This is a genomic window from Clostridium kluyveri (assembly GCF_001902295.1).
GTDB lineage: Bacteria > Bacillota > Clostridia > Clostridiales > Clostridiaceae > Clostridium_B > Clostridium_B kluyveri_B.
This window is the reverse complement of record NZ_CP018335.1, coordinates 350,218-371,876: the sequence shown is the minus strand read 5'-3', so window position 1 is coordinate 371,876 and position 21,659 is coordinate 350,218. Positions and strand designations below refer to the sequence as shown.

General features: G+C 31.2%; 27 protein-coding genes and 1 riboswitch. Of the genes, 9 read left to right on the top strand and 18 right to left on the bottom strand.

The window, feature by feature from the left end; genetic code table 11:
• The first annotated feature begins 398 nt into the window (after positions 1-398).
• Positions 399-917 carry a nitroreductase family protein gene (locus BS101_RS02135; RefSeq protein WP_073537321.1) on the top strand — a complete coding sequence of 173 codons (519 nt, stop codon included), beginning with the start codon at positions 399-401 and terminating at the stop codon, positions 915-917.
• 285 nt (positions 918-1,202) lie between these two features.
• Here the strand turns inward: BS101_RS02135 and BS101_RS02130 are convergent, their stop codons facing one another.
• From BS101_RS02130 to BS101_RS02115, 4 genes are all read right to left on the bottom strand, one after another.
• The gene (locus BS101_RS02130; protein WP_073537320.1) at positions 1,203-1,652 is read right to left on the bottom strand and encodes a Fur family transcriptional regulator; all 450 of its coding nucleotides are present in this window, start codon (positions 1,650-1,652) and stop codon (positions 1,203-1,205) included.
• Between the two features lie 38 nt (positions 1,653-1,690).
• Positions 1,691-2,215 (bottom strand): MarR family winged helix-turn-helix transcriptional regulator, encoded by a 525-nt coding sequence (locus BS101_RS02125; protein ID WP_242951369.1) that lies wholly within the window; start codon positions 2,213-2,215, stop codon positions 1,691-1,693.
• 239 nt (positions 2,216-2,454) lie between these two features.
• Positions 2,455-2,937, bottom strand: coding sequence for a DUF6773 family protein (locus BS101_RS02120; protein WP_073537318.1), 483 nt, complete (start codon positions 2,935-2,937; stop codon positions 2,455-2,457).
• Positions 2,937-3,137, bottom strand: a complete 201-nt coding sequence (locus BS101_RS02115) for a helix-turn-helix transcriptional regulator (protein ID WP_073537317.1) — start codon at positions 3,135-3,137, stop codon at positions 2,937-2,939. The genes BS101_RS02120 and BS101_RS02115 overlap by 1 nt, the downstream gene beginning before the upstream one ends.
• 275 nt (positions 3,138-3,412) lie before the next feature.
• Between BS101_RS02115 and BS101_RS02110 the strand changes: the two genes are divergently transcribed.
• From BS101_RS02110 to BS101_RS02100, 4 genes are all read left to right on the top strand, one after another.
• A complete protein-coding gene (locus BS101_RS02110) occupies positions 3,413-5,011 on the top strand; it encodes a spore germination protein (RefSeq protein WP_073537316.1) in 1,599 nt (532 codons plus the stop codon).
• Between the two features lie 2 nt (positions 5,012-5,013).
• Positions 5,014-6,198 (top strand): Ger(x)C family spore germination protein, encoded by a 1,185-nt coding sequence (locus BS101_RS02105; RefSeq protein WP_073537315.1) that lies wholly within the window; start codon positions 5,014-5,016, stop codon positions 6,196-6,198.
• Between the two features lie 85 nt (positions 6,199-6,283).
• Positions 6,284-6,430 carry a hypothetical protein gene (locus BS101_RS22230; RefSeq protein WP_242951368.1) on the top strand — a complete coding sequence of 49 codons (147 nt, stop codon included), beginning with the start codon at positions 6,284-6,286 and terminating at the stop codon, positions 6,428-6,430.
• Positions 6,431-6,451: 21 nt separating this feature from the next.
• Positions 6,452-7,540, top strand: coding sequence for a GerAB/ArcD/ProY family transporter (locus BS101_RS02100; RefSeq protein ID WP_073537314.1), 1,089 nt, complete (start codon positions 6,452-6,454; stop codon positions 7,538-7,540).
• A 441-nt stretch (positions 7,541-7,981) separates the two neighbouring features.
• On the opposite strand, the gene BS101_RS02095 is transcribed toward BS101_RS02100, so the two are convergent.
• The 5 genes from BS101_RS02095 to BS101_RS02075 all read right to left on the bottom strand — a co-directional run bounded on the left by BS101_RS02095 (position 7,982) and on the right by BS101_RS02075 (position 11,565).
• Positions 7,982-8,323, bottom strand: coding sequence for a DUF190 domain-containing protein (locus BS101_RS02095; RefSeq protein WP_073537313.1), 342 nt, complete (start codon positions 8,321-8,323; stop codon positions 7,982-7,984).
• A gap of 24 nt (positions 8,324-8,347) precedes the next feature.
• On the bottom strand, positions 8,348-8,713 hold the full coding sequence (gene crcB / locus BS101_RS02090) for a fluoride efflux transporter CrcB (protein ID WP_073537312.1): 366 nt from the start codon (positions 8,711-8,713) through the stop codon (positions 8,348-8,350).
• Positions 8,714-8,715: 2 nt separating this feature from the next.
• Positions 8,716-9,159: a fluoride efflux transporter CrcB gene (gene crcB / locus BS101_RS02085; protein ID WP_073537311.1), complete on the bottom strand. Its 444-nt coding sequence runs from the start codon at positions 9,157-9,159 to the stop codon at positions 8,716-8,718.
• Positions 9,160-9,235: 76 nt separating this feature from the next.
• A riboswitch (Fluoride riboswitch) is annotated at positions 9,236-9,295 on the bottom strand.
• 606 nt (positions 9,296-9,901) lie between these two features.
• Positions 9,902-11,101 (bottom strand): nickel pincer cofactor biosynthesis protein LarC, encoded by a 1,200-nt coding sequence (gene larC / locus BS101_RS02080; RefSeq protein ID WP_073537310.1) that lies wholly within the window; start codon positions 11,099-11,101, stop codon positions 9,902-9,904.
• Positions 11,102-11,178: 77 nt separating this feature from the next.
• Positions 11,179-11,565 carry a MerR family transcriptional regulator gene (locus tag BS101_RS02075; protein ID WP_073537309.1) on the bottom strand — a complete coding sequence of 129 codons (387 nt, stop codon included), beginning with the start codon at positions 11,563-11,565 and terminating at the stop codon, positions 11,179-11,181.
• A gap of 252 nt (positions 11,566-11,817) precedes the next feature.
• Between BS101_RS02075 and BS101_RS02070 the strand changes: the two genes are divergently transcribed.
• Both BS101_RS02070 and larB read left to right on the top strand, forming a co-directional pair.
• Positions 11,818-12,951, top strand: coding sequence for an aldo/keto reductase (locus BS101_RS02070; protein WP_073537308.1), 1,134 nt, complete (start codon positions 11,818-11,820; stop codon positions 12,949-12,951).
• Between the two features lie 81 nt (positions 12,952-13,032).
• Positions 13,033-13,779 carry a nickel pincer cofactor biosynthesis protein LarB gene (larB, locus tag BS101_RS02065; protein ID WP_073537307.1) on the top strand — a complete coding sequence of 249 codons (747 nt, stop codon included), beginning with the start codon at positions 13,033-13,035 and terminating at the stop codon, positions 13,777-13,779.
• A gap of 486 nt (positions 13,780-14,265) precedes the next feature.
• Here the strand turns inward: larB and BS101_RS02060 are convergent, their stop codons facing one another.
• The 5 genes from BS101_RS02060 to BS101_RS02040 all read right to left on the bottom strand — a co-directional run bounded on the left by BS101_RS02060 (position 14,266) and on the right by BS101_RS02040 (position 17,657).
• Positions 14,266-14,742, bottom strand: a complete 477-nt coding sequence (locus tag BS101_RS02060; RefSeq protein ID WP_073537306.1) for an SAM-dependent methyltransferase — start codon at positions 14,740-14,742, stop codon at positions 14,266-14,268.
• A 433-nt stretch (positions 14,743-15,175) separates the two neighbouring features.
• On the bottom strand, positions 15,176-16,411 hold the full coding sequence (locus tag BS101_RS02055; RefSeq protein ID WP_073537305.1) for an MFS transporter: 1,236 nt from the start codon (positions 16,409-16,411) through the stop codon (positions 15,176-15,178).
• A gap of 175 nt (positions 16,412-16,586) precedes the next feature.
• A complete protein-coding gene (locus BS101_RS02050) occupies positions 16,587-16,865 on the bottom strand; it encodes a hypothetical protein (protein WP_073537304.1) in 279 nt (92 codons plus the stop codon).
• Positions 16,862-17,254 carry an immunity 70 family protein gene (locus tag BS101_RS02045; RefSeq protein WP_073537303.1) on the bottom strand — a complete coding sequence of 131 codons (393 nt, stop codon included), beginning with the start codon at positions 17,252-17,254 and terminating at the stop codon, positions 16,862-16,864. Before BS101_RS02045 ends, BS101_RS02050 begins: the two co-directional genes overlap by 4 nt.
• Positions 17,255-17,258: 4 nt before the next feature.
• Positions 17,259-17,657 (bottom strand): hypothetical protein, encoded by a 399-nt coding sequence (locus tag BS101_RS02040; RefSeq protein ID WP_073537302.1) that lies wholly within the window; start codon positions 17,655-17,657, stop codon positions 17,259-17,261.
• Positions 17,658-18,139: 482 nt separating this feature from the next.
• Between BS101_RS02040 and BS101_RS23170 the strand changes: the two genes are divergently transcribed.
• Positions 18,140-18,334, top strand: coding sequence for a hypothetical protein (locus tag BS101_RS23170; protein WP_198039545.1), 195 nt, complete (start codon positions 18,140-18,142; stop codon positions 18,332-18,334).
• Between the two features lie 167 nt (positions 18,335-18,501).
• On the opposite strand, the gene BS101_RS02035 is transcribed toward BS101_RS23170, so the two are convergent.
• The 3 genes from BS101_RS02035 to BS101_RS02025 form a co-directional block, all read right to left on the bottom strand.
• Positions 18,502-18,954: a YrhA family protein gene (locus tag BS101_RS02035; protein ID WP_073537301.1), complete on the bottom strand. Its 453-nt coding sequence runs from the start codon at positions 18,952-18,954 to the stop codon at positions 18,502-18,504.
• Positions 18,955-18,971: 17 nt separating this feature from the next.
• On the bottom strand, positions 18,972-19,835 hold the full coding sequence (locus BS101_RS02030; protein ID WP_073537300.1) for an HNH endonuclease signature motif containing protein: 864 nt from the start codon (positions 19,833-19,835) through the stop codon (positions 18,972-18,974).
• Positions 19,836-19,954: 119 nt separating this feature from the next.
• Positions 19,955-20,731 (bottom strand): WXG100 family type VII secretion target, encoded by a 777-nt coding sequence (locus BS101_RS02025; protein ID WP_073537299.1) that lies wholly within the window; start codon positions 20,729-20,731, stop codon positions 19,955-19,957.
• A gap of 69 nt (positions 20,732-20,800) precedes the next feature.
• Here BS101_RS02025 and BS101_RS23165 point away from each other — a divergent pair, with 69 nt between their 5' ends.
• Complete coding sequence (locus BS101_RS23165; protein ID WP_198039544.1) at positions 20,801-20,938, top strand: hypothetical protein; 138 nt, start codon at positions 20,801-20,803, stop codon at positions 20,936-20,938.
• 201 nt (positions 20,939-21,139) lie between these two features.
• Here the strand turns inward: BS101_RS23165 and BS101_RS02020 are convergent, their stop codons facing one another.
• Complete coding sequence (locus tag BS101_RS02020) at positions 21,140-21,652, bottom strand: SMI1/KNR4 family protein (RefSeq protein ID WP_083585623.1); 513 nt, start codon at positions 21,650-21,652, stop codon at positions 21,140-21,142.
• Between the last annotated feature and the right edge of the window lie 7 nt (positions 21,653-21,659).

Here is a 21,659-nt window from a genome sequence, read left to right as displayed (position 1 = left end):
TTATATTATACCTAAATAATTATGTATATAATTTGAAAATTTTGGACATACTATAAATATCATTACCCTTTCGAATTGTTTTGAGCTGACCTTGGGTCAGCTTTTTTCTATCAAGTGATTCTTTGGTTCAGGTAGCGTTTGTTCACAAATTTAAATATTCCTCAAATTCAAGGCACAAAAATATGCGTACTTGATTATTTATTTCTTAATTAGTATAATACTTTTATTAATAAAAGTAAAATTTTACATAAGAGCAGAGCAATTCTATTGACTTTAAAAAAGCCTTTGATATAGGCGTTAAACTGACAAGTATTTAAGCAAACTATTAATATTGACCCTTATGATTTATTAAAGCTCACTCCACATTATTAAAAATATGTTATGAAAGGATGAGATGTATGAAATTTATTGACCTTGCAAAAAGCAGATATTCCCTTCGCAAATTTAGTGAAAAACCAGTGGAAAAAGAAAAACTTGACCTTGTGCTGAAGGCTAGCCTGCTTGCTCCTACTGCTTGTAATAATCAACCACAGCGTATTCTTGTGATGGAAAATAAAGAAGCCTTGGAGAAAATAAGAAAATGCACGCCCTATCATTTTAACGCACCGGTAGTATTACTCATCTGCTATGACAATTCAGAAAGCTGGAAACGTAGTTTCGATAGTAAAGATAGTGGAGATATAGACGCCAGTATCGTAACTACACATTTAATACTACAAGCTTCAGAACTTGGACTTGGTACTACCTGGGTAGGACATTTTGACCCCGATATTATCAAAAAAGAATTTTCTTTGCCAGATCATATTGTGCCGGTTGCCTTGCTCCCTTTAGGATACCCTGCAGCAGGTGCCTCACCGAATCCACTGCATTATAAAAGAGAGTCATTAGAGAAAATAGTATTCTATAATAACTTTTAGTTTAATGAAATAAAAGCAGAAACCACTCTAAATCCTTCAAAGTGTATCTCTGCTTTTATTCAATTTTATCCGATCGCTACCACTGCTAACACCCCCATCTTCTATCAAAGGTGGGGGATAAGCACTGCTACGCGCCTGGATAAGTTCTTCTAAAGTTCAGCTGGAGAAAAGCAGTTCTCATAAGCAAACTCCACCTGAACCTAAGAATCACTTGACATTCTATATATAGCTAAATTTAAATATGGAATATACACATTTAAAATTCATTTTTATGATTTTATTGTATCATTTCACATTTTTAATCGATTCTTCGTCACATTTCTCACAGAATCCATAACATTTAATTCGAATATCTTCTATTTTAAAGTTATACTTATTGTAAATTTTTACTTTCGGGTTGCCTATAAGCAAGTTTTCTTGAATCCCAATAATCTTTCCACAACGCATACAGATTAGATGAGGATGTATAAAGTTTTTTTCATCTGTATTAAGTTCATATTTGTTAAGCTCATCTTTTTTATCAAAGTCTGTAACAATCCCTATCTCAGCCATAATTTTTAAAGTTCGATAAACAGTAGAGATTCCTAATGTACTGTCTTTTTTCCTAGCTATCTCCCATATCTCCTTTATGCTTAGGTGTTCCCCCATACTTTCCAGCATCACATTCAATATAATTTGACGCTGCTCAGTCAATCTATATCCTTTTTCTTTAAGCAACATCTCAAAATCTTCCATAATATTCAATCCTATATTTATAATTTTAAACTATTGGTTTACTCATACTCAGAATAATATCTATGATGATATCCATGCCTATGATGCATACCATTTTCTTTCCAGAAATCATGACAATGCCCACCATGATGACCGAGCCCATGGCTATGGTATATTTCTTCTCCATGAGAATTCTCAATCATTTCTAAACTTGCACACAATTTTTGAGTAAGAATAAGTAATTGTTCTTGTTCATCCTCTGTTAAACCTGTAAACAACGATTCTGCAAGTGTATCTTTACTTTCAGTAATTTTCTCAGATGCTTTTTTACCTTCTTCAGTTAAATGAATGTGCATTACCCTCTGGTCTTTGTCGTCCCGTTTCTTCACAATCAGACCATTTTGTTCTAACTTCGTCAACATTTCAGTCATGGAAGATGGACGTATATCCATCTGTTCTCCCAATTCTCTCTGACTGGCACCATCATTTTGTGAAATCAGCAATAACAAATTCGCCTGCCCATGATAAAGTCTACCCTTTCTATGACCTTCTTTATGGGATACACGATGCATCTGCCTGTTCAAGCGATGTAAAGTACGATACAAATCATTTAAATTTATTTTCGACATAATTTTTTCCTCCTAAATATGTTGAAATCAACTTAGGTACCTAACTTAATTTTAGTATACCAACCCTTTTATTAAATGTCAACACAAATATTTAGGTTCCTAATCAATTATTATACTACTTTTATCGAGTAAAAGAACAAAGGCATAACTGCCTTTTGAATTAGTTCGTCTAATAAGAACATTACAAATAGAAATCAAATATTATCATCTTCTTTGTCCAATTCTTCAGATATTTTTTTCTGTTTTCTTTTATTTAGAAAGTACATAACTGAAAATCCTAGAAATGCTGCAAAAGTTCCACAAATAAATGTAATTATCAAAGTTATAAGCAATAAGCCATTTGTGAATTTTTCACTATATCTTATATAACTTGAAGTTCCTGCAATAACACATATTATAATACCACTTACAAGACTATTCACTACAACTAATTTTCTATCATTATTTTCCGTACCATATAAATCATTTCCTGAGATAATATTTCTGATTACAATATATATAGAAGCTCCTAGAAAACATACGAATTCTACAGCATATTGTGAAAAAGGTGCATTAAAAATATATTGCTGAACAACTGTAGACATAAGCAGTACAATAAGTACTATACTGCAAGTATCACTTTGAATCTTGCGCTTTTGAGCTATTATTCTCTCGTCCTCCATTAACTTTCTTCCCATTAATTATTATCCTCCCAAAATAATTCATTTAGTGTTTTATCAAGTACTTTACATATTGAAATACATAATTTCAATGATGGATTATAATTGCCTGATTCAATCATTCCAATAGTTTGACGTGTAACTCCGACAGCTTTTGCTAAATCTTCTTGTTTCATGTCATGTTCCATACGAGCAATTTTCATTCTTTTATTTTTCATCATAACCTCCTCACATTACATATTGTAATATATAATATATTTTATGTCAAATATATATTGCATCAATTAAAAAATAATAGCAGACAATTCTATGTCTGCTGCATAATAAATTATAAATTTATTATATCACCTACCAAACAAAATTTTTATCAATATGGGGCGGCACCCCTTACAAGATTTGAGAAGTGCATCCTATATGATATCAAGTTGCATATTTTCTTCCATAATGCAAAGAATAATTATACATTATAATTTTTATTGGAGTGATTTTAATTGTGAAGAAATTTTTTAACTCTGGCAATATTTCAACTTCAACCTGTATTTACACACAAAAATTACCTAATGATGAAGAATCTTTACCTCTAAGCAAATCTATTGCAGACAACTTAAATATTTTACGCAGCTTATTTTCCAATTGCATTGATATAGTTTATCATGAATTTATTATAGACGCAATTCAACGTTCCTCTGCGCTTATTTTCATAAACGGCCTGGCAAATGTTAAATTAATTAATGAAAATATACTTACATCAATTATGGATATTAAAGAAATATCCTCAGAGGATTTAGCATTAACCCATGTTATAGAAATAACCAAGAAACATTTTCTTAAGATCGCTAACACAAGTGAAATATCAACTATTGGAGAAGTGGTATATGCTTTATTAAATGGAAATACTGTATTTTTATTAGATGGAGATATTAAAGCTTTAAAGATGACAACACCAGGTTGGAAAGAAAAAAATGTATCAGAAACAAACGTTGAAAAGGTACTTAGAGGATCAAACGAAGGATTTACAGAAAATATTTCCATAAACATATCTCAGCTTAGAAGAAGGATTAAATCCTATCAATTAAAAATTGAAGAATTCATAGTAGGTAGACAGACACAAACAAAAATAAATATTACTTATCTGCAGGGAATAGTGGACGACAGCATTGTTAAAGAAGTAAGAAAAAGAATTGAAAAAATAGACGTAGACTCCATTTTAGAAAGTGGATATATAGAAGAATTAATAGAGGATACTCCTTATACAGTATTTCCACAAATTCAACATAGTGAAAGGCCAGATAGGGTAGCAGCTGGCATTTTAGAAGGTAGAGTAGCCATTTTAATAGATGATACACCTTGTGCTTTGATACTTCCTGCCACCATGATTCAATTTTTGCAGGCTAGTGAAGATTATTATGAAAGATATCCAACTGCTTTATTTATTCGATTAATACGACTGATTTTTTTTGGAATTTCACTTTTACTGCCTGGATGCTTTGTGGCAGTCATTTTGTATCATAAAGAAATGATTCCTACTCCACTACTTATTGGTATTCTTGGAGCTGCACGTGGAGTTCCTTTTCCTATTCTTGTTGAAGCACTAATGATGGAAATCACCTTTGAAGCATTTAGAGAAGCAGGAATTCGTCTTCCCGCACCATCTAATCAAACTGTAGGTATGGTTGGTGCAATTGTTATTGGCGAGGCAGCTGTTAGAGCTGGTATTGTCTCACCTATTACAGTTATTATTATAGCTATTACAGCAATAGCTTCTTTTAGCATACCGTCTTATGATATGGGTTATGCTATTCGTATTTTACGTTTTTGTATGATTTTTCTAGGAGGATTTTTAGGTTTATATGGGATTATGCTTGGTGTTATTCTAATTTTAATTCATCTGTCATCCTTAAGATCCTTTGGTGTAAATTATCTTTCCCCTATTTCACCTCTAAACCTAAAAGAATTTAAAGATGTCATAATAAGGTTTCCATGGTGGCATATGAATCATAGACCCCATTATGCCAGTGACTCACAGCGGCAAAGACCTTATTTAAAACCTGATCCACCTGATGAAAATAAAAAAGATGAGAAGAGGCAATAGACATGAAATATACTGTAAAGTATAAATTAATATTGTTCAATATTTTCATCTTTACGTTTTCTATTCTCCTTTATGGCTGCAGCAGCGATAAAATTGAACTAAATGAAGTTTCCGTTGTAATGGGTATGGGTATTGATAAAATCCCCGGCGATAAACCATTTCTTTTAACATTAGAAATTATTAATCCTAAATCTGGTAAAGGTGACAATAATACCTCTAGCAAAGAAAATAAATCTATTGTAAAAGTAAGCACCGGAACTTCTATTTTTGATGCAATCCAAAACTTCTCAAAGAATAATTCTTCAACTCTGGATTTTTCACATGCTAAAATAATCATTTTTTCAAGAAATTTATGCGAATCAGGAGTTTCTGAGATACTGGATTACTTAAACAGAAATCGTCAAATTCGTAGTACTAATTGGATAGTTGCTACAAATAAAACAGCCCGAGAAATTTTAGAGAGTAGGACACCTGGGGAAGATATTGCTTCAAGGGGTATAACCAATATGATGAACCGCTTCAAAAAGTATCCCTCTATTTTACCTGTCACTCTAAACGACTTTATTATAGAATCAAAAAAGGAATCAAAAACAAGCTTTGCCCCTGTAATTGAACTTGAAAAGTCAAAAGATGATATTAACGGAAAAATTATAATTGAAAAAACAGCTGTTTTTAAAAATGGTCGTTTAATTGGAATATTAACAAATGAAGAATCTAAAAATTTATTGTGGTTAATTGATTATTCAAAAAGCCATATGGTTATATCTCTCACTAAATCAGTAAAAAATAATGAAAATATAACTGTAGAAGTTTTAAAAAAATCTAATAGAATAATTCCTCATATGACTGAAGATAGGGTTAATATAGAAATTCAATGCACAGGAGATGCCTTTATTAGAGAAATACAAAACATTGATGTGAGTCCTAAAATAATAGAGGAAATAGAACATAATATTGAAATAGTATTAAAAAACCAATTAAGTGAATTAATAGATAAATCACAAAAACATTTCAATGCAGATTTTGTTGGTTTTTCAACAAAAACATATAATAATTATCCCCAAAAGTGGATTATCATGAAAAATAATTGGGATAAAATATTTCCAAATATAAAGTATGAAATTACTTTTAAAATTAAGATAACCAATATAGGTATAATTAAAGATTCTGTTGTATCAAATGATTAGGAGGGAAAAGCCGAATGATAGCAACTATAATCATTGCCGTATTACTAATATGTGTACTGGAAGGAATTCCACTATTAAAAAAAAAATGTGGAAAGAATTATTATCCATAGCATTTATATTATTAACATCCCTGCTTCTTGGAATTAGTAAAGCTTTAAATATAATAACTCCAATAAACTTTATAGAACAATTATTTAAACCTTTAGGAAAAATTCTTTTTAATAAATTATAAATGTCTGGAGAGGAATAAAATATGCATGAAAAAGAAGTTATTAGTACAAATCAATATATATGGCTGCTTTTTTGTATTATTACCTCTTTTACCGGCTTGCAAGTATTAAGATTATTAATTTTTCAAGCAAGGAGGGATGCCTGGTTAGCTGTAATTTTGGCCTGGTTTTTGGATGTTCTCTTAGCTGTAGTCTATGCTTATATGGGCATACGTTTTCCAGGACAGAACATGGTGCAATATAGTATGACTATTCTTGGAAAAAAGTTAGGTAGAATTGTAGGAATATTATTTCCTATTTTCTTTTTATTAGTTTCTGCTATATTACAAAGGGGTCTAAGTATGATTCTCAGTGTAGTATTTTTTCCTAAAACTTCAGAATTGATATTTCTTACTACTTCCTATATTGTGATTGGTTATGCTGTTCTAAAAGGTATAGAAGTACTAGGAAGAGTATGTGAAATTTTAGGACCGGTATATCTATTTAGTTCCATTGTACTTTTTTTATTTGTTATCCCGGATATAAAAATAGATAGACTTAAACCCCAGTTTGAGGTTGGTTTATATCCAACTTTGACAGGTGCTCCCCTTATTTTATCTTTTATAGGAATATGTTTTATAATGGGTATGTATATTCCCCTTTGTAATCATCCTGAGAATGGATTTATTGGAAAATTTACTGCTGTAAGCATGGGTGCATTCATTATTATTATATTTATTATTAGTACAATAGGAATATTTAGTTATCCCCAAGCAAAAAATATGCTTAATGCTAGTCTTGAGCTTACGAGGTTTATTCACATTGGTGAATTTTTTGAACGGGTGGAAGCTATCTGGCTCATGATTTCTATTGGAGCAGCAATTATAGCTTCATCAAATATGATATGGGCCTTTAGTTTAGGAATATCTCAAATTATAGGATTAAGTACATATAAGCCTCTTGTATTCCCAGCTGTATTACTTTCTTTTGTTATCAGTACGACCTCATTTAAAAACATATTAGATTTAGCAACCTTTGATTTTTACTCATATCCTTTTGTGGCTATATTTATTGAAACTGTACTAGAAATGTTTCTCTTTTTCATGGCACTAATTTTAAAGAAAAGAGGTTAAATTAGGATATAGGTTTGTCATCTTTATCTACTATATTTTTTACTTTATTCTTATATTTACTAAATAGATGCTTTTGGAAAAGATAAGAAATTATACAACATAATAAAATTAGAAACATTCCCACAACAATAGAAATGAAATTGTTTATACCTATATTTTCTATGTTTATACACTCCCCGTATAATAAGTTTATAGTCAGTTAAATAACTTCTATAGTATTACTTATTTTTTATATTTTGTATAGATTAAGAAAGCATTCCAATTTAATATTGCTGATTCTAATACTTTCCGCTCTATACTGTTTTAACCTATTATTTATTAAAGGATTTAAATTCTCGTTAACTATAGCACACTCTACAACTTAAATCAAATTTTTGTTTACTAGCTAATGTCATATGATAGATGCTAATTGACCTATAGCAATATTTTCGATTACAGTTGCTAATTTGTCTGTTCTCTGCCGTATTTTATAACATCTACATCTGTAACCATAATTAGCCCCTCATTCACCATTTCTTCCATAGCCGGTATAGCCTTTTCGATGCGCTCTTGTACATCGATGGCTTCCACGATAATTGGCAGGCTTGAGCTAAGGTCCAGAATCCTCATTGTTCTTAATCTTTTTCCCTTACCATAACCTTCTATCCCTCGTGTAACAGTCACTCCAGCTATTCCTAATTCTTTGAGCTTAAAGACAATTGCATGATAAAGATTATGTTTTTTATACATGGAATCCTCACCAATATAGATTTTTAAAATCTTACATTTCCCCTTGATATCCATATGTTTATCCACCTTTCCTTTTTCTTATATTATTTTAATAAGATTGCCTAACCAAAAACCTAATATGTAGCCAATGATACCCAAAATCAAAGAACCCAAAATATAAATAAATGCATTTAGCTTCTCGTTCTCCTGAAACAAATTGAAGCCCTCATACATAAATGTTGAAAATGTAGTATATGCACCCAGGAAGCCATCTCCCAATAGCAAGTACATATTCTTACTGATATCCAAACTGCTGACCATGCCTAAGAGAATAACACCTGTTATATTGATTATAAAAGTACCTACAGGGAACGTAGTCGCAGATTTCTGTGAAATAACTTTTCCTAATTGATACCTGGCTAAACTTCCAAATGCACCGCCTATCCCCACAAAAACAAAATTCATATTCAATCCGACCCGCTTTCATTAATTGATTCTTCTTTTAACTTTTTATCTTCCTTATTAATTAATTTTACTACAACTTCTCTGGCAAGCACGACGCCCAAATACACAAAGGCAATTCCTAACATGGTTGAAACAGTTACATAGGAAATTGCCGAGAAATAATCCCCTTTAGAAAACAATGTCACAGTTTCCTTGCATAATGTAGAAAAGGTGGTATACGCTCCTATAAAGCCTGTGGCAATCCCGAGCCGGATATCAGAATCAAGTTCTAAAACTTCATAAGCCACTGTTAAAATCAAAGCCAAAATGAAGCTTCCTGTGATATTGATAATCAAAGTATTTAAGGGAATATTCTCATGATAATGAACAATAGGAATATTTCTGATAACATACCTTAATATAGCGCCTAAAATACCCCCAATACTAATAAATATATACTTTCTCATTTCTTTTCTCCTTGTCCTACATAGGTATTCTTTCAGAACCTCTTTAAACAAAATGACTCCTACAAATAACAGAATGTTATTTGTAGGAGTCATCAGCATTTCTGCGGTTATGGTGAACTCCATCACCTTATTATTTTTATTATATCATAAAATGAGAAAGATTGCTATGAAATTATGTTGAAATCTCCATATTACAATAAATAAAAAAATAAGTACCAGATATTATCTTGGTACTTTTTGTGGTTTTAAGTTTTTAGATTGATAAGTATACTTATACTACAAGGAATTATACTTACATGAATGTAGTGTTGTATTTCATTATTATTGGGTATTGTATATAATTATTATATTTATCAATTGTTATGATATTATTACGTATAGGTTAAATAATATTGACATTTTAAATATGTGTTAATATAAAAATAAACCCTCTAAATGACGAAGACTTATTTTTAAAAATATTATTTTAAGGGTGCGAGTTTGATACATAAATTTCTGATAGTTGCATTTAAATTTATTGTGCCCTGCAACCATAGACACAGTCCTACATATCTATAACACCTGGGGATATTATATACTTTTGCTATGATTATATTCTCTAATTGTTACAATATTATTTTGTACAAGTTAAATAAATATTTACACTGTAAAAAACCCAATGATTCAGATAAAAAATACTTAAATTACAGTTCTGAATCCAAAGGAAAATTAATATTAATTATTACATTCCTAATCTATAACATCAATTTAAATCTTGTCTATATACTGCTTTATATACCTTATCTATAGATATATTTTTTTCTTTTGCTATAGCCTTGCATTCCTCATATTCTGGTTTATATTTCACTAACTTTCCTTCATAATAAGATTTTTTTACTGTAATATCTCCATACTCTGTTTTTACTTTTGAAAAATCTCTATTTAACATTATTTTTTCAACTTTATGTTTTCTCACACCTATTGAAGTTGTTTCTTGAAAAATAACATCTAAAATATCCTTTTCACCTTTTTCATCAGTTAACACACTTAATTTTATACCTGGTCTTCCTTTTTTCATATATATAGGTGTTTTAAATACATCTAATGCTCCTACTTCAAAAAGTCTTTCTTGTACATATTCATAAAGTTCTGGATTCATATCATCTATATTAGTTTCAAGTATATACTGTTCTTCTACTTTTTCAGAACGCTCCTGTTTACCTAAATATACCCTTAAAACATTTGGAATTTCTAAATCTCTATGGCCTATTCCATAACCTGTCTTTTTAATTGAAAAATCAATTTTTGAGGTGAATTCTTCAACATTAACTGCAAGTATTGCAGCGCCAGTAGGGGTAGTCGTTTCAAACTGCACTATTCCTGTACTAATTGGAATGTTTTTTAGTATTTCTGTTGTTGCAGGGGCCGGTACTGGCATAATACCATGAGAACATTTAACAAAGCCACCGCCAACTTGAACCGGTGATGCAATAATTCTATCAACCTTTAAATAATCTATACAAATAGCTGCCCCCACCAAATCTACAATTGAGTCGATAGCTCCTACCTCATGAAAATGCACTTCATATAAACTTTTTCCGTGAATCTTTGCCTCTGCCTCTGCAATCTTCATAAACATGCCTAAACTAATGTTTTTTACTTTATCACTTAAGTGACTTGAATTTATTATTTTCTCTATATCTTTTAATTTTCTATGATGGTGCTGGTGGTCATGACCATGTTCTTCTTCACTATGACTACTTTCATTTAGCTTAACATCTACTCTAGTTCCTGTTATTCCAAGTTTTACAGACCTTTCAATTTTCATTTCATATTCAGAATTCAAATTAACTTTTGAAAGTTCTTCCATTAAATATTCTTTTGAAACCCCTAAATCTATCAATGCCGCTAAATTCATGTCGCCACTTATACCACAGAAACAATCATAATATAAAATCTTCATGTTTATCACTCCCTCTGAGCATTCGAATTGAACTTTCCTTTTTATTTTCTGAAATTAAATATGCTAAAGAACACAAATTAGTCATCCATTCTTTTCAATTGTTCTTCTTTTACCAATACTCTTTCTTCATATCCATCAATTTTCATATCCAGACGCTCCAGCGTTTGTTTCATTTCATTAATTCTTTCAATAAGCTGCCTACGTTGTTCTATCAAAAGCTCTTTTCTAGCCTTAATTGTAGAATTTCCCCGTTGAAACATAGTTACATATTCAACTAATACTTCAATGGAAAGTCCGGCACTACGCATACATTTTATAAATCCAACCCAATTACAGTCTTCTTCCGTGTAATTCCTAATTCCACTGGCATTTCGATTCACAGGTGGAATCAAGCCTACACGCTCATAATACCGCAGTGTATCAGCTGTTATATCATATTTTTGACTTACTTCTGCAATCATCATAGAAAAGCACCTCATTTACTTTTTACTTGTATTTATTCGTTCTATATATACTCTATCACTTTAAGTGTACTCCAAGTCAAGTAGTTTTTCTGAAAAATTTTAATGGCTCATATCTCTAGAAATTTTTTTAAAGAAAATTCTTGACTTGGAGCTAACTCTAAGGTGTATTATTATTTTAAAGATGCTAAGACAAAGACGTGCATCCATAAAATCATTTCAGAAATAAATAAAAATAGAGGAGGAAATATAAATATGAAAAAGAAAAAACTGGGATTTGGATTAATGCGTTTGCCATTAAAGAACCAGGAAGATCCATCAAGTATTAATATGGATACACTGAATCAAATGGTGGATACCTTTTTAGAAAGAGGCTTTACTTATTTTGATACAGCATATATGTATCATGGTTTCAAGAGTGAGGTAGCTATAAAAGAAGCTTTGGTTAAAAGGCACAGCAGAGATAAATTTACCCTTACTACAAAACTTCCAACTATGCTTTTAAGAACAAAAGAAGATCAGGAAAAAATTTTTAATGAGCAGTTAGAGAAATGTGGTGTAGAGTATTTTGATTACTATCTTCTTCATAACCTAGGTGTAACAAATTATAAAACAGCTGAAAAATTAAATAGTTTTGAATTTATTCAGGAAAAGAAAAAACAAGGCAAAGTTAGACATATTGGTTTTTCTTTCCATGATAATGCGGATTTACTAGAGAAAATATTGACAACACATCCTGAGGTAGATTTCGTTCAGCTGCAGATTAATTATATGGATTGGGACAATGAAAGCATTCAGTCAGGTAAATGCTATGAAGTAGCAAGAAAACATAACAAACCTATTATTGTCATGGAGCCTGTCAAAGGTGGTTCCCTTGCAAAGGTACCTGAAAAAGCAGAGCAATTATTTAAAGAATATCATCCTAACATGTCTATACCATCATGGGCTATCCGTTTCGTGGCAAGCCATGAGGGAATTATGATGGTATTAAGTGGAATGTCTAATATGGAGCAGTTACTGGATAATACAAGCTACATGCAGGAGTTTAAACCATTTGTACAGGAAGAATATGATGTCATCAAAAAAGCAATTGGAATTATTAATGAAGCCATTGCAATTCCCTGTACGGCCTGTCAGTACTGTGTAGAGGGCTGTCCCAAAAATATAGCTATTCCGAAGTATTTTGCATTATACAATACAGAAAAACAATCTCTGAGCTCAGGTTTTTCCACGCAAAGATTATATTATGATAATTATATAAAAACACATGGAAAAGCATCAGACTGTATTGGATGCAAACAGTGTGAAAAAAGTTGTCCACAGCATATTGAGATTACGAAGTGTTTAAAGGATATAGCTGATACATTTGAAGCAAAACTTTCTTTCTAAAAAATAATGAACAAAAAATTTAAAGAAGAAGGCAGCAATTGAAAGAAGTAAAATCATGAGATTTACTTTAGGAGGAATGGAATGAATAAGAATGATCTAATAGAAATGCTTAAAATGATACGCAGTAATAAAATGGAAATTGATGAAGCTGTTGAAAAAATTATAGAATTACCATTTAAAGACTTAGGATTTTCAAAAATTGATAATCATAGAGAAATAAGGATGGGTTATCCTGAAGTGATATATTGTGAAAGAAAGACAGTAGAACAGGTAAAAGATATTATAAAATTCATGCTTACAAAAGATAATGACATATTAGCTACTAGAGCCAGTGACGAAATGTACAAAGCAGTAAAAGAAATCTGTAAAGAAGCAAAATATAATTCACTTGGCAGAACAATAACTATCAAAAAAAGAAATAACAACCTCACAAATAGCTATATAGCTATAGTTTCGGCTGGAACTTCTGATTTGCCTGTAGTAGAAGAGGCTGCAGAAACAGCTATGATATTTGGAAATAAGGTAGTAAAAATTACCGACGTTGGAGTAGCTGGTATTCACAGATTATTTGAAAGTTTGGACGTTATTAGGGGCGCAAAGGTAGTCATAGTTGTAGCTGGAATGGAAGGAGCACTTGCTAGTGTTGTTGGAGGTCTCATAGATAAACCTTTGATTGCAGTACCAACAAGTGTTGGATATGGAGCAAATTTTGGAGGAGTATCAGCTCTTTTAACAATGCTAAATAGCTGTGCAAGCGGTGTTACTGTGGTAAATATAGATAATGGCTTCGGTGCAGCTTATAGTGCCAGTATAATTAATAAATTATAAAAGTAGTATTTAAAATATGAGCTTTAATCTAAAAACGCTTCCAAGAATGATTGTACTATTGTAGTGGTATTGTCACATATAGATGATTTTATCAATAGAAGCTGACATATATATCCCCTATATCCCCTTAGTTTTTTGTTTGGATTAGGATTTAATACTGCCTCTGGAACAGCACTATTGGCTATCTCAGCTAGGACGACATCTTAATCCATCCCTGTTGTTTCTTTATATGCCTCCCAATTCTCTTTGCCGCAGGATTGATTTTACTAGATACAACAGATGGTATTTTTATGTTAGAGACTTTTCTATATTAGTTCAGATTACAAATTGCAGTTATACTTTTCAAGTTTTTCTTAGATTCAGGTGAAGTTTACCATAGAGAAATGCTTATCTCCATCTGAACCTTAGAAAAACTTATCTAGGCGTACTGCATATCTTCATTTTGAGGAAACTAAAGATATTAAATAGTTTTAGTTTTGGTGTAGATTAAAAATTAAATACTGTACTCCAGTCAAAATCTCCAGACTCCTCCATACTTTGGGGCCAATTGGAACACCATTTTGGAACTACTGGTTTCTCTACTCTATCAAGACTAGGAGTATATGGTTTAATATCTAAAACAGTGGTTCCATTAATAGCATCTATATAGGCTAGTCCAATAATGCCCTTGTTATAATCAATGTAAGTAACATAACTGCAGCTGAGACCAATAGGATTGGGTCTCTCTGGGGAGCGTGTTGCAAAAGTTCCTAATATTTCAGGAGCATTTTTATAGGGATTCTTCTCAATAAGTTTTGTCCTGGATTTAAAATTATCACACTTATCAAACCACCATAGTACATTTACATAGCTAAATCCCTCCAAATTTATAAGGGCAGGAATGTACTCTTTATTTAAAACTACTCTCATGTCTTGGCCATCTACACAAATCTTCCCAACTGCTCTTAATTTAAACTGTTCCATAAATAAATCTCCTTATTTTATATTTTATTTACGGCGCCGTTAATATTAAGTATACTGATATCAATTAATACTACAAGGATTTTTTTGACTTTATATTTTTATATTAATAACTTCTTTTACTCTAAAACACCCTTTATTTTGTCCTTATTGACTTAGTAGATTGACAAGATAGAAAGCAGTATAAATTTCAACACAGTGTGTAACTGGTACATTGTTCTGAATGGGATAAATTTGAAAAGCATTATTTCCAAGGAATTTATTCATGCTGTAGTCAGGTAAAGCTGATTAATTTGAGTGATAAAAAATTACTATAAAAATATCATCTTATTATATCTTTTAAAAATATCTTCTCCATAAAGCTTAACTTTCATTGAACCTATAATTATTTTCATGTGTTCTTGTTTAGATTTTCAAACATCACATTATTTAATTGTCAACGCACATTATTCGTATTTTCACTTTTAATGGTTGTTTTGCATTTTGAAAAACCTTTTCTTGACATTACAGGATATAGCATATTTATTAACAATACAGAAGCCATAATTATATCTATAATAAGTGCAAAAACTATAATAGCATTTGTACCAAGCCTTACAAATAAGAATCCAAATATAGGTGCACATATAATGCCCGAAAATCCAACTATGCAATCAAATAAGCTTAAGCAGCTTGTCTTATATTTTTCTGGTGCAAGATCATATACATATGTTTTATAAGAGGCATCCATAATACCAAAGGCAAAACCTGATAATATGCCCATAAGCATCACTGCAAGTGCATTACTAAATATATAAATTACTACAAGCCTTATTGCCTGAAGAAGAAAAGCTACAAAAATAAGACTCTTATTCTTATATTTTTTAAGCAAACTAGCAGTAAGGAAATAAGTAACTATCTCAGGAGTAGCATCAAAAAAGTATGTTAAACCAAGGCTTAATGCTCCACCACCATAATCTTTAACGAGAACACCCAGATAGTTGTATATTCCCATGTATATAAAATTATACGTAAATACTATGATTAACATTATAATAAAAGGTTTAATTTTAAGGATCTGAGTTAGTGCTTCCTTTATAGAAACATTAGGACTTTTGCCTCCCATATTTTCTATATGCCTATCATCATTTATGTATATAATTATCAAAGTAAACATAACAACCGCAGCAATATACAAATAGTATATGTTCCATCCAAACTTCGAAAGAAGCAACCCGAGGAGTGCTCCCGAAAGGCCATAACCTACAGAACCAAAGCCTCTGATCTTTCCAAAATTATTTTGCTCTCCATGTGCTTTTAATGTACTAATACACCAGGTATCGAAGAGGGTTGATGCACCTCCTATAAAAAAGCCCCACATAGCTATTAAAAGGCATACTTGCCAATTTAATCCCGCCAAGGGCAGCCCTGCGGCTATGATTAACCCAATGCTGATTGATGACAACATAATTTTTTTTATACATCTTAATTTATCTACAAGATATCCTAAAAAACTATGGCCTACAAGCATTGATACACTATAAAGTGTTACTGTCATTCCAATTTCTTCCTTACAAAAACCAATCTGTGATATGTACATTGTATACATTCCGCTGACACTAATTATCATACCCCAGTATATAAACGCAAAAATTCTAAACTTATTAAAATCCTTATGAATTATAATCCTCATCTCATTTCAAAACTGATATGTTATTAAAAATTGTAGCAGAAAGATTTAGAAAAAGAAATAGTTCAATACTTTAAATAATAATTATTTTTATAAGTAGCAACATAATATTTATAACGGGCTGGTAACAACGATCGCTTTTTCTTTGGGATCAATCCCCGGTGCAACAATTAACTTTCTAATACACGCTTGAAATCCCAAAAGCCTGTATGCCAAATAATGTTCCAAATTCAGGGTATGTATCCCGATTCCCTTGAACACTAAAGTTTCCTTCCTTTAGATACGATATAGCCGTTTCTTCCTTATTCTTTATCTTGATATCGCAAAACTCACTTACTTTACCTTCAAGAAATGTTACAAATGCTAAAGTATCTCCCACATAGCTTTCTACCGTATTTGAACTCTTTCCTTTTTCCTCCAAATATGTTTTGAATTTTTGTACTAATTCCTTTGTCATGTTTCTTTACTCCCTTCGTTTTTAGACATTAGCATACTCTCAATTAAATCTCTGCCATCACTTGTTACAAAATAATTAGATAGATCTGTAATCTCAGGACTTATTTTATCACCCCACGGAGGTTGCTTTAAGATATCTCCAATATCCCAAATTACTTGTGATGGGCTAAAATCCTTGAATTTACTTTTAACTTCTTTTAATTCTTCTATTACCTTATCTGCATTCTTCCAACTTAATTTCCCTTGATATAATTCGTTCATTAAATAAGGATATTTATCTCCCCATTTTTTTGATTCCAAATTATAACAAATAGTAGAAAAGAATGCATGTAGAAAATCTGGTGTGCCTACTTGATACCATAAAAAATCTACTCTAAATCCAATAGCCATTTTATCACCTCTTAAATTGTATAGTTACATTGGTATTTGATTTTTCAATAATACTATCCCTAATATTTCTCAAAATTTCATTAGAAACATCTTGGCCTCTAGTATCAATTATTATAGTTTGAGACGTTCCATCTGGCAAATCAGTAATTCTTTTATTTACTTGATTTGAAATGTTATTAATCAGTCTACTTCTTCCTTCTGAAGTAGTAATTTTATAATTTTTAACTTCTATACTTGACTCATCTGTATAAAAGTCTGGTCTAGAACTTCCTTTTGTCCCATAAGGAACCTCCTCACCATCAATGAATGATTTCTGTGGATCATAATCAGGAAAATCTGATTGCCTCCAATGAAGGTCGATTAGGAATATTCTCAGCTTTACCCGCCCTCTTATTCCCTTCACCTTTAATCAATGAGAATAAGTCTCCACTAAAATTATGTGCTGATTTAATTGTAGCAGTACCCCCATGGGTTACAAGGAACGCTCTCGAAAACTGAAAGAGCTTGATTTTTATATATTACAAGGTTCCACATTTCTGCTTCACCCCTAATATTCAGACTAAATTATTATGATTTTTTCCAAGAAATTCACCTTTACCCTTCTCCAGTAAAATTGTATTATAATTTAAAAATATTACTTTCTTGAGGAGGTACACTATGTTACGAGATTGGAATCTACATTTAAAATATCAAGAACAGCTTTGCCTTAAATTGATACTTCATTAATGAAATGCAAAGAAGCAGGGTGGCTGCTCTAGATAAAAGTATTTCAAAATTCTATCCTTCTCAACCTTGATAACCTGCTTCCCGTAATCAAGCCCTTATATTCTGATTTAGGCCGCCCCGCCAAAAATCAGCAAGGTATAAATATGATCTCTCATATTGATGCTTGATCAACAGGTCTATTCTATCACAAATTGGGCTGAAAGAGTAGCCTCAGATCCTTTGCTTTTTGATATATGTGGTTTTGACCATGGTATACCATCTGCATCCTCATACTATGACTTCCTAGTGCTGCGCTTATGGCTTTCCGATTATGAACCTCATAATGATGTATTTACAGCATATATTACCTACTAAAAAAATTAATGAACTAGCCTACTCAGTTTTAGCTAGTTCATTTCATCTTTTCACTGCATTATTACAATTATGCATACAGTTGATTTTTTCCAATTTTAGTGCTTACACATGCTTACTAATATTTAAATTTTTTGCATTTAGTCATCTATTAATTATGCTGTCCCTTTCTACATCAAAGCATCTAGTAATAACTTTTCAAACATATCTTCAAAATTAGAAAATTTATTAATTTCTCTTCCAGATGGATTATCTAGCTCTATAAAACTTTCGTTATCATATTTATATACATACCAACTAATATTACTCTCACCTAGAAACAAATATTGCTTTTGTTCCTCATTTTCATACCAAATTTGATTTAGATCAATCAATCCATAAATATGTTGCTTTGGCTCATTTTCTAATAGAAATTCATCAATACCATATAGTATAAATCCATTGAACTCAATTCCATTTACTCGTTCAATGATATTCAGATATTCTTTTGGTATTTCCTTATCCAAGCTTTTTTTAACTTCTACGGTGAATTTTTTAATTTCTTCTTTTGTAGCTCCTACGTTAACCTCTTCCTTATACATTTTTTTTTCGTCAACTATTTTCTTAAAGTCATCTTCCCACATCTTTTATCCACCTCTCTTTAATGTTTTTCAGGATAAATATTTCCATCTGGAATTGGCCATTCGACTTTTTTTATCTCACCTATCTTTAATTCTTTAGCAAAAGAATTTTGATAATTTGTGATAACCTTGTGATACGGTTCATTCTGTATTAGAACTAAATTATCACAGCTATTTGTACCACTGTCGTCTAATGGTAACTTATGATGAACTTGCCATCCATCTGGTATTCTCCCATTCTGCATTTTTAAGATATCTTTATCTGAAAATCCAGCTTCTTTTAAGTACTCTATGTTTTTTGATAAATCCTTTACGAAATCACTCCTAACAGTTTTATTAAAAGCACTTCTTAAACTATTTAATTCTGCAGTATCTCTTTTTACATATGATATTTCTTGCGTTTTTACATCTTTTAATGTAACATCTTCCCCTCTTAATTTACCTGTAAAATCAGCTTCAGCCGACCCCTTATTCCCTTCACCTTTAATCAATGAGAACAAGTCTTCACTAAAATTATGTGCTGATTTAATTGTAGCAGCACCCCCATGGGTTACAAGACCTAAACTTGCAGCGTTTAAAGCAACACCAGCGGGAGCGAGTACTACTGTACCATCTGCTGTAAACCCTAAAAGCTCTCCTCCGACTCCAGTTCCAGCCTCTGCAGCTCCAAATGCAAATGACCCTATATCACCAGCTAACTCACCTATTTTATATGGTATTGATTTAGGCATACCGCTTTGATTTATTCCACCAACAGTAAATACAGTCCCCAAAAAAATATTTTTATCAAGTGAATTACCTGCTCCTATTATAAAATCTTTCCCAGCCTTCTTTATAGACTTAAGAAAACCATCATTATTTGCTAATTCCAAAAAATGGTCCATATCATATATACTTGTGTCACCAAACTTTAATTTTAAATTATGGGCTATCTCTTGACCATTATCTCCCTTTATCGCTTGTTCTTTTAATTCAGCATATTCATTTTTACTTAATACTTTTTCTACATATGATAATAGCTTGATAATAGCTCTTTTTCCCCATTAGTCAAGTCATTTGGATTCTTTAGCATTAACTGCATTACTTTATTCTTATCTACTTGTCCATTTTCCGAAATAGCAGAAACACCTCTAAATTCAGATATTCCTACAGTTATTCCTGATATTTTTGAAAATACGGAACATATATTTTCTTCCATATCTCTTACACCATTACAATATGTATTAAATGAGTCATTAAATTCTGTCAAACTTGTTGTTTGATTTTTAAGCGAATTCTGTAAATTGAGGACATCATCTGCAATGGGGAAGGATGTAAAACTTAAACTATTTGCTAAATTTAATATTTCTTCAAATTTAGAATTCATCTTTTTATAATTATCTATACATTCACTAACATTGTTATTTATTTGAAATTGTCCCCCATATTGGAGTGAAATAATTCCTGTATCATCATTTGTAAGGGCTGTCCCACCCCCACTTCTTTTTATGCAGTTTACAAAATCCTCACTTTGCTTTTTTAACCTAACTGCCCTTGGCTTTTCTTCATTTTCTAAAGCATTTTTCACGTACTTTATATCTTCTATTAAATTTGTATAAAACTCCTGATTTTTAATATGCTTTTCCATAAATTTATCTTTTGCTTCACCTGACCATCCAGCTTCAGTAAGCTCTGCGATAGTTTTATTTATATTTTCTTTTTCTTCTTCCAATGTCTTTATAATGTTTTCATATTCATTTATTGTATTAGTTAATTCACCTATGTCTAATTTAAAATCCATTTATTTTCTCCATTTCATGCAATTGAGGTAAAGGGTAGAACATCCAGGTTTACAAATATAAAGAATGATGTGAAAGAAAACAAAAACGTTAAAATAGAACTTGACAGGGCCAATATCTATATTCCTTCAGGAGATCTTTCTTTACTATCAGTAGTAATTAATGTAGTTCTTTTGAAGAATGTATTTATAGCATATGTTAACTGCTAAAGAAATAATGAACCAGCCTACTTAAATTCAGCTGATTCATTTCATCTTTTCACTGCATTATTACAATTATGCAGCTATACTTCAAAATATTGTTTCATTCAGAGACAATATATATCAATCATTTTGATTTTTAAACATATCATATGAAGTTTTGAAGTGAGTATCGGTATAATTCTGTAGTCAGTTTAACTTTAATACAAGTTAACTCAACCAGAACTTTTTTCCTTGTTGCTCTACAACTTTTTCAAGAAAATCGTCAAAATTAATAGCTATTTGAGACCAATCCTCTGGAAGTTCTTCGAAAAAGCAATCGATAACCGCGTACTCACTTTCATCCTTGGAGCCATCAAAGCCCAAATAATTGCTTTCTCCAATATATTTTGCAAATATAATTATACTTTCGAGCCAATCATCTTCAAATGTAGCTTTAGCGAATTTATTTACCTTAGGAATATCTTTTGTTCCTAATATTATAAACCCATCTAAACCATCATAATCAAATATACGTGCACCATTATAATTCTTTAAGAATTCCTTGTATGAGTCGGGTAACTTTACTCCCAATTCTCTCTCAACATTCATTATGTCATCTATATTTGCTGGTTCATTTAACTCAAACCTTACTTCAATGCTTTTCCCCTCGCAATCTAATTTTTGTAACTTTAATCCATCTAATGTGCTAATTAATGCGTTAAAATCAATTAATCCTTTCATATATAGT